This window comes from Tenacibaculum sp. E3R01, assembly GCF_003318185.1.
In the GTDB taxonomy this organism is placed as follows: domain Bacteria; phylum Bacteroidota; class Bacteroidia; order Flavobacteriales; family Flavobacteriaceae; genus Polaribacter; species Polaribacter halocynthiae.
On record NZ_QOCC01000020.1, the window covers coordinates 216,927 to 229,787 of the forward strand.

Sequence of the window (12,861 nt, forward strand, 5' to 3'; positions counted from 1 at the left end):
AAATCTATGGTTTTTAAGGTGCGTTTTGTTTTTAAGTTGCTAATTAATAAGTATAGATTTAAGATTTTTTATGGTGGATTTCACATAACTTCCAATTTATTAAATGAGCTAAAGCAATTGTAGATGCACCAGTAACCATTAATACTGTTTCTAGTTGTTCATTTGCCCATATTTGACAAATAAAAATAATTGTGAATCCAGTAATAGCTGTAATTAATGGTGTTTTTTTCTTATGAAGCTTAGTAAACCCTTGTGATAAAGATAGTATTGCAATAAATAAGCTAACTAGTACTATTAGGGCTTCTACAATCGGTGATTCCATAAATGCTAAACCACTAAATGGGGCTAAAGTTAATAATATTGGAAGTATTCCACAATGAATAGCACACAGTAATGATATTAAAAATCCGATAAGATCTATTTTCTTTGATATGGTCATTGGTGTTGAATTTGATTGTTAATTAAATGAAAGGCAAATGTAATAAAAAAACACTAACGCAACTTAGTTGCGTTAGTGTTTTTTTATTACATTTATGAAGTCATGTGAAGGACATGAGAATTAGAAAGCAAGTAACGATGAATGCTATGGTATATCATTGAATTTTGTATCTTTCGACAGTTAACAAAAATTAAAAATATATGGAAGAAAAACTGAATAGTGAAGAGTCAGTTGAGCAATCAAAACAAGCGGTTCAGGATGATGCAAAAGGATTGTGGGTGAGTTCGAAGAAATTTATTGTTGAATTATTAGATTTTCGTCATGATACAGATCAAGAAGCTACTATTGAAGCCATAAAAGGAGATATTCCTTTTAAGGGAGCTACAGCTTGGATTTTAATATGTTCCATATTTGTTGCGTCAATTGGATTAAATGCAAATTCAACAGCTGTAGTAATTGGAGCCATGTTAATATCTCCGTTAATGGGACCAATATTAGGAATTGGAATGTCAATTGCTATTAATGATATTGATACTCTTAAAAAATCAATGATAAACTTAGCAACTATGATTGTTCTAAGTTTGTTAACAGCATTTTTGTTTTTTGCTATTTTTCCCTTAAAAGAAGAAACTTCTGAATTGTTAGGAAGGGTAAAACCTGATATACGTGATGTGTTAATAGCATTTTTTGGTGGATTAGCATTAATTATTGCACGTACTAAAAAAGGAACAATAGCTTCAGTAATATTTGGTGTAGCAATTGCTACAGCATTAATGCCACCTTTATGTACAGCTGGTTGGGGATTGGCTACAGGAAAATACCATTTCTTTTTAGGGGCTATGTATCTCTTTACTATCAATACTATTTTTATAGCCTTAGCAACTTTTGTTGTTTTAAAGCTTCTTGGGTTTACAATGATACGTTATGTGAATTCAGTAAAAAGAAAAAGAATAGCTCGATTAGCATCTTTTATAGCTGTTTTGGTAATGGTACCTGCGGTTTTTACATTCATTAATGTATACCAAGACAGTATTATAAATGCAAATTATAAAAAGTTTTTAAAAGAAAAAATTGATGATAATAAGGATTTATGGTTGCAACGTCAGACTATAGATAGAGACGCAAAAACTATCAGTTTATTTTTTAATGGTGATATAACAGATGCAACGGAAACTTTTTTAAGAAATGAATTAAAAACATATCCCAAAATTGATTCATACTTGCTTTTAATAAATGAAAACAAAGCTCGAAGTGTTGATAGAGTAGTGGATGCTTATGATAGAGCTATTGCTGATTTAGATGAAAAGGATAATGTGATAAAAGGATTACATAAAGAAATAGACGATCTTAAGTCAACAATTTCTAATTTAAATCAAAGAATAGAGCAAGATGCGACTAATAGGGATAAAAATACAGTTCCATTTAGTTCTATTATAAAAGAAGCTAAGATTAGGTATAATGGAATTACAGGAATGAGTTTTTCAAAGAAACTTGTGTCAAAAGATTTTATTAAGATAGATACAATTCCTGAAATATCAATTTCATGGAATAAAAAATTAGCAGATTCAATAGTTACTAAAAAAGAAAAAGAACTTAAAGGATGGTTACAAAAAGAGTTATCAATTAAGAATCTTATAATTAAAAAATAGAAAAAATAAACTTTATAATGAAAGGGAAGAAATATTCATTTCTTCCCTTTTTTATTAATTAAAAAATATTACTACAAATTTTGTAGTAAGCTACAGAATTTGTAGTTTTGAAAAATATGAAAACACCGAAACCAGGAAAATCAGTAAGAGGCTCAAAGTCAGGAAAACCAATTATGGCACTTTTTGATTTATTAGGAAGGAATTGGACAATGGGTATTATTTGGCATTTAAATGATTCGTCAAAATCATTTAGTGATTTAGAGAAGTTATGTACCGATATTTCTCCTACAACTTTAAATACAAGGTTGAAAGAATTGCAAAGCACATTTATTATAGAAAAAATAGTAGGAGGTTACAAATTAACTACTATTGGGGAAGAGTTGTTTGTTTTGTTTGAGCCTCTAAGAGAGTGGTCAAATCAATGGTCAAAAAAATTTAAATAACAAAAGAACATGTTTATAATTAATTTCAATTTTATAAAACCTTTAGAAGAGGTTAACAAATATACTGAATTACACAGGGCTTATGTGGCTAAGCAGTATGAAAAAGAAAAGTTTATAATTGGAGGGCCAAAAACTCCACGTAATGGAGGGGTTGTAGTATCAAATGAGTGCTCAAAAGAAGAGCTTGTAATGATTTTAGAAAATGATCCATTAATATTAGAAAGAGTAGCCGAATACGATTTAATTGAGTTTTCACCATTAATGAGTAGCCAGAATTTAAATTCATTTATAAAGTAAAAAACCGAGCTAAATGCTCGGTTTTCATTTTTGATTACTTTGTTAGAGTATTCGTAGTAAGCTAGAGTTTATTTTTGGTTAATAACTCTAAATGTTGTTCTTCGGTTTGAAGCATGTTCTCTTTCTGTACAAGAAACACCATCAGAACATCTATTGGTTAATCTATTTTCGCCATAACCATTTGCTGTTAATTGACTAGGATTAGTTCCTTTAGCTATAAGGTAATTAACTACTGCTTGTGCTCTTCTTTCAGATAATGATTGATTACTCTTTTTTGTACCTCTAGAATCTGTGTGTGATTCAATAGCTACAGCAACACCATCTTTTAAAATAGGTAGTAATCTTGCATCAATAATACGTTTAGCTCCTGAAGTTAAAGTAGCACTACCTAAGTTCCAGTTTATTGGTAAAGGAGTGTTTTCAACTAATTTACATTCTACTTCTTTCCATGATGTTAATCCACCTTTTGAAACTAAAACTTCTTTAGTGATAGTTTTGTATTTAGCAGCTACTTGTACTTCTTCTTCCCAAGCATCTTTAACTAAAACAGTTTTCTTAATTGTTTTATAAATTGCATCACCTTTAATTAATCTTGTAGATGGGGCAGAAGTCATTACAGTTTTTCTCATTGTAGTTGTTACTTCTGGTATTTCAATTGTATTTGTTGTAGTAACAGCTGGTATACTTCTTTTTACAGTAGTTGTAACTTCAGGTATTTTAATTGTTCTTGTGGTTGGAGGAGTAGTCATTACTCTCTTTTTAATTATTTTAGTAACCGCAGGAATTTCAATTGTTGTTGTGCTAGGAGGAGTAGTCATTACTCTTTTCTTAATAATTTTTGTTTTAGCTGGTATTTCAATTACTCTTGTTGTTTCTGGAGTAATAACAGTTCTTTTAATAATTTGAGTAACTTCAGGAATTTCAATTGTTCTCGTAGAAGGTGGAGTTACCATTACTCTTTTTTTGATGATTTTTGTAACTGCTGGAATTTCAATAGTTCTTGTAGAAGGTGGAGTTACCATTACTCTTTTCTTTACTATTTTAGTAACTGCAGGAATATCAATAGTTCTAGTACTAGGCGGTGTGGTAACTACTCTTTTAGAATAAGTTGCTACTCCACATCCATTAGGTCCTGCATTATTATCGTTACAAGTAGGTGTTTTAACGGTAGATGCATCTTTTTCTAATACAGTTTTGCTTATTGTTTGATATTGAGCAGGTACTTCTTTATAACACCAGTAACGACAATCATTAGGGTCTGAAGATTCACAATCTGGAGCTTTTTCACTCATTTGCCATCTGGCAGATTTTGCTCTTAGCTCTATAACTTCACTATCTTGATTAAAGGCAGCAGGAATAACTCTTAATTTAGATCCGTATTCTCTTCTCTGATATTTTAGAATTTCTGATCCGTAAACAGCAGGAATAACTTCTAAACGTTTAGAAGCTTCTTTTATAGTAACTACTACGTCTCTCATTTCGTATTTAGCAGGAACGATTTCTACTCGTTTTCCGGCTTCTTTTACAGTAACAACAACGTCACGCATTTCATATTTAGCAGGAACAACTTCTAAGCGTTTTGATGCTTCTTTTACAACAATGGTTTCTTCTACTATATTAGTTTTTGCGGGTATTTTTACTAAGCGTTGACTAGCCTCTTCAACGGTAACAACTACATCACGCATTTCATATTTAGCAGGAATAATTTTTAATCGCTTGCTAGCTTCTTTAACTGTAACAACTACGTCACGCATTTCATATTTAGCAGGTATTACTTCTAAACGACTAGAAGCTTCTTTGGTAACTACGGTTTCTGAAGCAACAGAAGGTCTAGATAAAGATTTTTCTATACGTTTACTAGCTTCTTTCGTAACAACTGAAAAGTTTTTAGTTTCGTATTTAGCAGGAACAATTGTTAATTTTTGACTTCCAACATTAACTAAAACTCTTTCAGTTATAGTTTTGTATTCTGCAGGGTGCGTAATAATTCTTTTATATGCAGGTGCTATTTCAATAGTAACATCTTCATTTTTCCATACTTCTGGAGTTTTACATCGAACATAGCATTTCCCCGGTTCGGCGTTGGTTGGTAAATCTTGCGAAAAAGCAGATAACCCAAAAGCAAATAAAGCTCCAGATAACAATAATTTTTTCATAATTAATAAAAATTTGTTAATGATTATTTAGTTTCATTTAATATGACACGCCAAGGGGTTAGAGGTCACATAATTACAAATATAACAAATTCTATCAAATGTTAAAGAAATGTTAAAAAACTTTACAATTTATTGAAGTATAAGCTTTTAATTATCCCGTCTGAAAGCCCTATTTTAGGAACAAATATTTTTCTAGCTCCACTCCATTTCATTGCAGAAAGGTAGATTTTTGTAGCAGGAACAATTACATCAGCTCTATCTGGATTAAGACCTAATTCAGAAATTCGTTCTTTATAGGTCATTTTTTTTAAAAACTGATATTGAGCATTAAGATAAATATAAGAAATCGGTTTTCCTTGCTCTCTTCCAGACATTTTGAATATTTTATTAATATTACCTCCAGAACCTATTAAAGTAATTCTTTTGTAGTTTTTTGTGTTTTCTTCGATCCAGTATTGAACCTTTTTAAAGATAATTTTATTGTCAGATTTTTTATTGTTTATTAATCTAACTGTACCAATTTTAAAAGATTTAGAGTTAACTATTTTACCTCTTGAGAATAAGGTAAATTCAGTACTACCTCCACCTACATCAACATATAAATAAGTACTGTCTGATTCAATTAATTGATTTAAGTCAGTAGAAGATATTATGGCCGCTTCTTTTTTACCATCAATGATGTCTATTTCAACATCAGTTTCTTTTAAAACCATTTTAGCAACATCTTTACCATTTGTTGCTTCTCGCATGGCAGAAGTAGCACAAGCTTTATATTTTTCAACACCATGAACTTTCATAATAAGCTTAAAAGCTTTCATGGCATCTACTATTCTATTAGTATTTTCGGTTGAAATGGTTCCAGATACAAAAGCATCAGCTCCTAAACGTATTGGAACACGAACCAAAGATGATTTTTTAAATTGAGGATCTTTATCATTCTCTTCAATTACATTGGCAACTAGTAGTCTTACGGCATTTGAGCCTATATCAATAGCTCCGTATTTTGTTATTTTCAAAATCAGTAAGTTTTATCTATGATTTTTAGGAAACTCTGCTAATATAGTATTCCCTTTTTTTATGTTTTTCCAGTGCTTTTCATTGAATTCAATTCCTATAACACCGCAAGTAGCTACATGTGCAATAGGTTTACTTCCGAATTTATTTACAAAAGTATTTATACCATGATCATGACTAAATATAATGGCGCTATTAAAACTATCATCTAAAGCTTTCACAGTTTTTACTAAATAACCATCACTAAAACTATAAAGCTGACGTTTTATTTGCAAGTTAGATAATGGATAACTAAAGTTTTCACAAAAAATAACAGCTGTGTGTAACGCCCTGTTAGCACTACTTGAAACAAAAACATCTGGCTTTTGTATTTCTTTGGCTAAATATTTCGATAGCAAATGTGCATCATTAATACCACGTTCTTTTAGTGGTCTGTCAATATCTTTAACGCTATCATACTTCCATGAAGATTTAGCGTGACGAACGATGTAAATTGTCTTCATTTAATTTTTTAAACAATATGTAAATATAAAACTATGGAGCTAAACGTTCAAGTTTCCAAGAAAAATCTTTTTGTAAAGAATATCTAATTCTGTCATGCATCCTGTTAGGACGACCTTGCCAAAATTCAATAGAAATAGGTTTAACAATAAAACCACCCCAATGTTTTGGCCTTGGAATTTCTTGATTTTTAAATTTTGCTTCATAAGAAGTTAAGTTATTGTCTAACTCTTTCCTAGAAGTAACTACTTCACTTTGGTTTGATGCCCAAGCACCTAATTTACTACCATCTGGCCTAGATTCAAAATAGCCATCAGATAAATTAGAAGCTAACTTATTAGCAGTACCTTTTATTATTATCTGCTGTTCTAAACCTGACCAAAAAAAAGACAAGCAAACATGATTGTTATTTATAATAGCTTTCCCTTTTTCAGAATTATAATTAGTATAAAAGATAAAGCCTTCCCAAGTATATTTTTTTAACAAAACAATTCTACTTTTTGGAAAACCATCTTGCCCTATAGATGAAATAGTCATAGCGTTTGCTTCATCAACCATTTCAGAATTATCAGCTGATAAAAACCAATTTCTAAAAAGTTCAATTGGGTTTTCAGGACAATTTATTTCAAGGAGTTCTTGTTTTTCGTAAGACTTTCTATGATTACTTAAATCGTGTGCCATTGTTAGCTTTAATTGTTGGAGTAAAGGTACAATTTTTAGCAAGATTTGTAAACTTGATAGCAAGAAATGTTAAATGAATAATGAAGGGTCAAGTCTATTTTTGCAGAGTTACAATTCATCATAAAAAAAATACAGTTGAGTAGCTCTTTTTAGAAAAGGATATAAATCAATTGCATTTTTGAACCGTGAAAATCAATTAATAATAGCAATATATAAAATGAAACAAGTTTTAATAATTATAGTTTTTGTGTTAGTACATTTATCAATGAATGCACAAACAGTTATTTCAGGTAAAGTAACTGACACAAAAGGTGAACCTATTTTAGGAGCGAATATATATTTAGAAGGAACCTATGATGGTACTTCGTCAGATGAAAATGGAGAGTTTAAATTTAGAACTTCAGAAAAAGGCGTAAAGAAATTATTAGTATCATTTATCTCTTTTGAATCTTTTTCAAAAATAGGAGATGTATCTTCATTTAAAAATTTGCATATAAAATTAAAAGATGATGTTAATACATTAGATGCTGTATCCATCAATGCAGGTACTTTTGAAGCAGGTGATAATGCAAAAGTAACAGCATTAAAGCCATTAGATGTAGTTACTACTGCTAGTGCTTTGGGTGATTTTGTAGGTGCTATTCAAACATTACCTGGTACTTCAACAGTAGATGAAGATGGACGTTTGTTTGTTAGAGGTGGAGATGCTGGGGAAACACAAATTTTTGTTGATGGTATTCGAGTGTTTACACCTTATGCGCCATCAGCAAGAAATATACCTACTAGGGGAAGATTTTCTCCATTTTTGTTTAAAGGATTTTCTTTTTCAACTGGTGGATATTCTGCTGAGTATGGACAAGCTTTATCTAGTGTTTTGACAATGAGTACTATTGATGAGCCTACTCAAGAAAAAACAGATATATCTATTATGACAGTTGGAGGAGGTATAGGAAACACTCAAATATGGGGTAAGAATTCATTAAGTATAAACGCATCTTATATAAACTTAGCACCGTATCAAAAATTATTTCCAGACAGAAATACATGGAATAAACCAGTGCAAGCAGCAAGTGGAGAAATGGTGTATCGTTATAAACCTAATGAAGATGGAATATTGAAGTTATATGGAGCTTTTAGTTACACTGATTTCGATATGATTCAGGAAGATATTAATTATGTTGATGGATTTCATTTTGGACTTAGAAATAGAAATTTATATTTTAATGGTTCTTATAAAGAAAGGTTAGATAATAATTGGAAAATTTCTGGAGGATTCAGTTTTACTAATGATTTTTCAAATTTAGGAATACTAGATGATGTTGTAAAAGATGAAGAAAACTCTATTCATGCTAAAATAAAACTACAAAAAAAAGTATCAAATAGATTTAAATTAAATTTCGGAGCTGAATATTTATTTACACACTTTAATGAAAATTATATAGGAAATAACACAGGGAACTATAAGTATAAATTTAAAAATGATATAGCTAGTGTTTTTGCAGAAACTGATATTTTCTTTTCAAAAAAATTAGCCTCGAAAATTGGTGTTCGTTTTGAGAATTCTGAGTTTTTAAATCAATTTACTGTTTCACCTAGAGTTTCATTAGCATACAAAACAGGTAAGGATGCTCAAGTTTCACTTGCCTATGGACAATTTTATCAAAATCCTAATAATGATTATTTAAAGTTTTCTGATAATTTAAAAGCTCAAGAAGCTTCGCACCTTATTGCAAATTATCAATATGTTAAGGATAAGAAAATATTTAGAATTGAAGGTTATTATAAAGAGTATGATAATTTAGTGAAATATGATACACAAATAGCATTACCAATGTCTAAATTTAATAATGAAGGAAGTGGATACGCTAAAGGAATAGATGTGTTTTGGAGAGATGGGAAAACCATAAAAAATACAGAGTATTGGGTGTCGTACTCATATTTAGATACGGAAAGAGATTATAAAAACTATCCTACAAAGGCTACTCCGGGTTTTGCTTCTTCACATAACATGTCTATTGTAGCTAAGCATTTTGTAAAAGATTGGAAAAGTCAATTAGGCTTGAGTTACAATTTTGCTTCTGGAAGAAACTACACTAACCCAAATAAAAGTGGCTTTTTAAATGATAAAACAATTAACTATAATTCAGTAAGTTTTAATTGGGCATATTTAATTAGCCAGCAAAAAATAGTATACTTTTCTGTAAATAACGTTTTAGGTACTCAAAACATATTTGGCTATAATTATAAAAATACGCCTAATGTAAATGGAGTTTTTGATAGGCAGGCTATTATTCCTTCGGTAGATAGGTTTTTCTTTGTCGGTTTTTTCTGGACAATAAGTGACAATAAGAAAGATAACCAGTTAAATAATCTATAATCTTACAATTCAGTCATATAATATAACAACTCAGTTTGTTTTTTAATGATATGAATAAGTTACTATAGATATTTGAATAGAAATTAAGAACTAAAACTAATTAATCATGCAAAAAATAGTAATAATCATAGTAGTTTTCTTAAGCGGAATGCTAACCTCATTAGCACAAGAGAAATATACCATAACAGTTGAGTTTACGGGAATGAAATCTAATAAAGGAAGTTTGTTTGTTGCTTTGTATAATGAAGAAACTAATTTTTTAAAAAGACCTTACAAAAGAAAAATAGGGGAAATTAATAACAAAAAAGCGAAAGTTGTTTTTGAAGGGGTTTTACCAGGAGTTTATGCAATTTCATCATTTCATGATGAGAATGATAATAAAAAAATGGATACCAGAATATTTGGAATTCCAAAAGAACCAACAGGAACTTCAAATAACGCAAAAGGTTTTATGGGACCACCTAAATATAAAGATGCAAAATTTGAAATTAAAGAAAATAGTACAATCCAAATTAAAATTAATTAAAACCACAGATATAAAAATGAAAAAAATTATAGCAATAGTAGCAGTTTTATTTTCAATGAATATGATAGCTCAAAGTCAGTATGAAAAAGGAATGGTAAAAGCTTTTGAATTATGGGAAGCCAAAAAAAACACTGAAGCATCTCAATTGTTTGAACGAATTTCAAAAGTAGAAAAAGAAAATTGGTTACCTCCTTTTTATGTTGCTACTATAGAAATATTAGGGAGTTTTGGGTTAAAGGACGAAGCAAAATTAGAAGCAAAATTAAAAAAAGCACAAGAGTTTTTAGATGAAGCAAAATCTTTATCAGAAAAGAATCCAGAAATTATGATAACACAAGCTTTATTAAATACAGCTTATATAGCTTTTGATGGACAAAAATATGGGATGACATTATCAATGAAGAATACAAAATTATATGCTGAGGCAGAAAAATTAGCGCCTAATAATCCTAGAGTAATTTTAGGAAAAGCTGAATGGAATATGGGAAGCGCACAGTTTTTTGGAACATCGATTGAGCCATATTGTAAAGACGTAGAAAAATCACTTACACTATTTAAAACGGATAATCCAGAAAAATTTCATCCACGATGGGGAGAAAAAAGAGCCAAACAAGTAATGAAAAAGTGTAAAGTAAAATAAAAAAAAGAGGCGGGATAGCCTCTTTTTTGTTTTATAACATTTTAGTTACTATTTCTTTCATCATTTTAGCAGCTAAAAAAGCAGTCATGTTTTTTAAATCTTGTTTTGGGTTGTATTCTACAATATCAGCACCAATGATTTCTGTATCTATGCTTTGAATTAAATTTATAACCTGTCTTGAAGTCAATCCTCCAGGTTCATGATGAGAAACACCAGGAGCGTAAGCAGGGTCAAATCCGTCCATATCTAAAGAAATATATAAGGGATTTTTAAACTCAGGAATAGATGCTAAGTCTAAATCTTTCATTTGATGAATTTCTACGTTATATTTTTCTGCTTGTTCAGCTTGATGTGGATTTAAGGTTCTAATTCCAACCTGTACCAGTCTGTTAACAAGTCCGTGTTCCATAATTCTAGCAAAAGGCGAAGCATGAGAATATAAATCACCTTCATAATTATCGTATAAGTCACAGTGGGCATCTATATGTAGTATATCAAATTTAGAATACTTTTTACTATGCGCTTTGATAATAGGAAAAGTTATAGAGTGATCTCCTCCTAGGGTAAAAATTTTAGCACCAGTATCTATATGCTTTTTTGTTATTTTTTCAATGTCAAAATATTCTTTAATTTCAAAATCTCCCGCATCACTTATAGCTGGGTTTTCAATTGAAATTAAGTTTTCAGAATACATATTAGCGGAGCCACAGTTTAAAGCGTCTCTTATTAAAGAAGGAGCAAGACTTGGCCCTCTTAAGTAGGAGGATTTTTCATCGTACTTAATTCCTTGAATAGTTATTTTACTCATTGTTAGTTAGATGTTAGGGGTGATTTATACTTGAAACACCAATTTAGTAAAATTTTCGATGAAAACAGGAAAGTTTTTCTGTCTTTATAAATGTGAAGATTTTAATCATAATATCGTATGATTTGACCTCTATTTTTTCCCTCTATACTTTTAATATAAGAATTGATTACTTTGTCAGTTGGAATTGGATTATGGCCAGGAAAATAATCTTTGTATTTCTCATAAGCATCTTGAACAACACCAAGTGATACAACATTTACACGTATTTCATTTTCTATTTCTAAATCTACAGCTTTTACAAAACTATGTATAGCTCCATTAACCATAGCAGCACTTGTTGTTTTTTCAACAGGATAATCAGCTAAAATACCTGTAGATAGAGTAATAGATCCTTTAGGGTTTAGATATTTACTACCTATTCTAACTACATTAACTTGCCCCATTAATTTGCTTTTTAAACCAATGTAATAATCTTCTTCAGTCAGGTTTTTAAAAGCATCCCATTTTGCTTCACCAGCAATACAAACAATAGCATCTAATTTACCAATTTGAGAGAAGCAATTTTCAATCGATTCACTTTTTGAAATGTCAATTTTAACGTCACCACTTAATCTACCTCCAATTATAACTTCGTGTTTGGTCATTAAATAATTAGATACTTTTTTGCCTATAGTTCCATTACCACCAATAACTAATATTTTCATTTATTTTAAACTTAATTTTCTTAAAAATACAAACAAAATATGGTTTAAGAGTATTTATGTTAAGAAATAGAGATGATAATTAAATAAAGAATAAAAAAAGGTGATTAATGATGTGTTAATTTTGAAATAATCTCTTTTTGATTAGGGAACAAAGAAGTAAGCTCTTTTTCAGATTTAAGTTCAAAATCTTCAAAACTAAATCCAGGAGAAACTGTACAGCCAACTAAAGAATAAGAATTTTGATCAATGACTTCAGCTCCAAACCAATAACCTCCAGGGACAACAAATTGTGGAATTTCTCCTTTACTTAAATTATTTCCTATAATATGTGTTTCATGTACTCCAGATTCTGAAATAGTATGTAGTTTAATAGGTGATCCGTCATAAAAATGCCAAATTTCATCTTGTTTTATCCTATGTAATGCAGAGAAATTATCTGAAGTTAGTAAAAAGTAAATACAAGTAGAATAATTTCTATTTCCTGTGTAGTTTTTTTCTAAACTATTATTATTTATTTTTCCCTCACTACGGTATGTTTCCCTAAAATAACCACCTTCTGGATGTGGTTCTAGTTTTAACTCTTTTATTATTTTATCAATTTTTGTCTCCATGTTTGGTGTAGTGTT

14 protein-coding genes are annotated in these 12,861 nt (G+C 30.0%); 6 read left to right on the top strand and 8 right to left on the bottom strand.

Annotated features, from left to right (window positions below; genetic code table 11):
• Window positions 1–58: 58 nt before the first annotated feature.
• A complete protein-coding gene (locus tag DS884_RS10110; protein WP_113786650.1) occupies window positions 59–439 on the bottom strand; it encodes a MerC domain-containing protein in 381 nt (126 codons plus the stop codon).
• A 200-nt stretch (window positions 440–639) separates the two neighbouring features.
• Here DS884_RS10110 and DS884_RS10115 point away from each other — a divergent pair, with 200 nt between their 5' ends.
• From DS884_RS10115 to DS884_RS10125, 3 genes are all read left to right on the top strand, one after another.
• On the top strand, window positions 640–2,088 hold the full coding sequence (locus DS884_RS10115; RefSeq protein WP_113786651.1) for a DUF389 domain-containing protein: 1,449 nt from the start codon (window positions 640–642) through the stop codon (window positions 2,086–2,088).
• Window positions 2,089–2,204: 116 nt separating this feature from the next.
• Window positions 2,205–2,531, top strand: a complete 327-nt coding sequence (locus DS884_RS10120; RefSeq protein WP_093868859.1) for a winged helix-turn-helix transcriptional regulator — start codon at window positions 2,205–2,207, stop codon at window positions 2,529–2,531.
• Between the two features lie 9 nt (window positions 2,532–2,540).
• Window positions 2,541–2,828 (top strand): YciI family protein, encoded by a 288-nt coding sequence (locus DS884_RS10125; RefSeq protein WP_093868858.1) that lies wholly within the window; start codon window positions 2,541–2,543, stop codon window positions 2,826–2,828.
• Window positions 2,829–2,896: 68 nt separating this feature from the next.
• Here DS884_RS10125 and DS884_RS18775 read toward each other — a convergent pair whose 3' ends face one another.
• The 4 genes from DS884_RS18775 to pdxH all read right to left on the bottom strand — a co-directional run bounded on the left by DS884_RS18775 (window position 2,897) and on the right by pdxH (window position 7,180).
• A complete protein-coding gene (locus DS884_RS18775) occupies window positions 2,897–4,984 on the bottom strand; it encodes an OmpA family protein (protein ID WP_113786652.1) in 2,088 nt (695 codons plus the stop codon).
• A gap of 122 nt (window positions 4,985–5,106) precedes the next feature.
• Window positions 5,107–6,003 (bottom strand): Ppx/GppA phosphatase family protein, encoded by an 897-nt coding sequence (locus DS884_RS10135; protein WP_093868856.1) that lies wholly within the window; start codon window positions 6,001–6,003, stop codon window positions 5,107–5,109.
• Window positions 6,004–6,012: 9 nt separating this feature from the next.
• Window positions 6,013–6,501, bottom strand: coding sequence for a SixA phosphatase family protein (locus DS884_RS10140; protein WP_093868855.1), 489 nt, complete (start codon window positions 6,499–6,501; stop codon window positions 6,013–6,015).
• Between the two features lie 31 nt (window positions 6,502–6,532).
• Window positions 6,533–7,180 carry a pyridoxamine 5'-phosphate oxidase gene (gene pdxH, locus DS884_RS10145; protein ID WP_113786653.1) on the bottom strand — a complete coding sequence of 216 codons (648 nt, stop codon included), beginning with the start codon at window positions 7,178–7,180 and terminating at the stop codon, window positions 6,533–6,535.
• 217 nt (window positions 7,181–7,397) lie between these two features.
• Here pdxH and DS884_RS10150 point away from each other — a divergent pair, with 217 nt between their 5' ends.
• The 3 genes from DS884_RS10150 to DS884_RS10160 all read left to right on the top strand — a co-directional run bounded on the left by DS884_RS10150 (window position 7,398) and on the right by DS884_RS10160 (window position 10,723).
• Window positions 7,398–9,557 carry a TonB-dependent receptor gene (locus DS884_RS10150; protein ID WP_093869214.1) on the top strand — a complete coding sequence of 720 codons (2,160 nt, stop codon included), beginning with the start codon at window positions 7,398–7,400 and terminating at the stop codon, window positions 9,555–9,557.
• Between the two features lie 106 nt (window positions 9,558–9,663).
• A complete protein-coding gene (locus DS884_RS10155) occupies window positions 9,664–10,083 on the top strand; it encodes a DUF2141 domain-containing protein (protein ID WP_113786654.1) in 420 nt (139 codons plus the stop codon).
• A gap of 16 nt (window positions 10,084–10,099) precedes the next feature.
• Complete coding sequence (locus tag DS884_RS10160; protein ID WP_113786737.1) at window positions 10,100–10,723, top strand: hypothetical protein; 624 nt, start codon at window positions 10,100–10,102, stop codon at window positions 10,721–10,723.
• A 31-nt stretch (window positions 10,724–10,754) separates the two neighbouring features.
• Here DS884_RS10160 and speB read toward each other — a convergent pair whose 3' ends face one another.
• The 3 genes from speB to DS884_RS10175 all read right to left on the bottom strand — a co-directional run bounded on the left by speB (window position 10,755) and on the right by DS884_RS10175 (window position 12,846).
• Window positions 10,755–11,531: an agmatinase gene (speB, locus tag DS884_RS10165; RefSeq protein ID WP_113786655.1), complete on the bottom strand. Its 777-nt coding sequence runs from the start codon at window positions 11,529–11,531 to the stop codon at window positions 10,755–10,757.
• A gap of 101 nt (window positions 11,532–11,632) precedes the next feature.
• Entirely contained in the window at window positions 11,633–12,235 is a 603-nt protein-coding gene (locus tag DS884_RS10170) for a short chain dehydrogenase (protein WP_093868849.1), read from the bottom strand.
• 104 nt (window positions 12,236–12,339) lie between these two features.
• Window positions 12,340–12,846 carry a cupin domain-containing protein gene (locus DS884_RS10175; RefSeq protein WP_093868848.1) on the bottom strand — a complete coding sequence of 169 codons (507 nt, stop codon included), beginning with the start codon at window positions 12,844–12,846 and terminating at the stop codon, window positions 12,340–12,342.
• Between the last annotated feature and the right edge of the window lie 15 nt (window positions 12,847–12,861).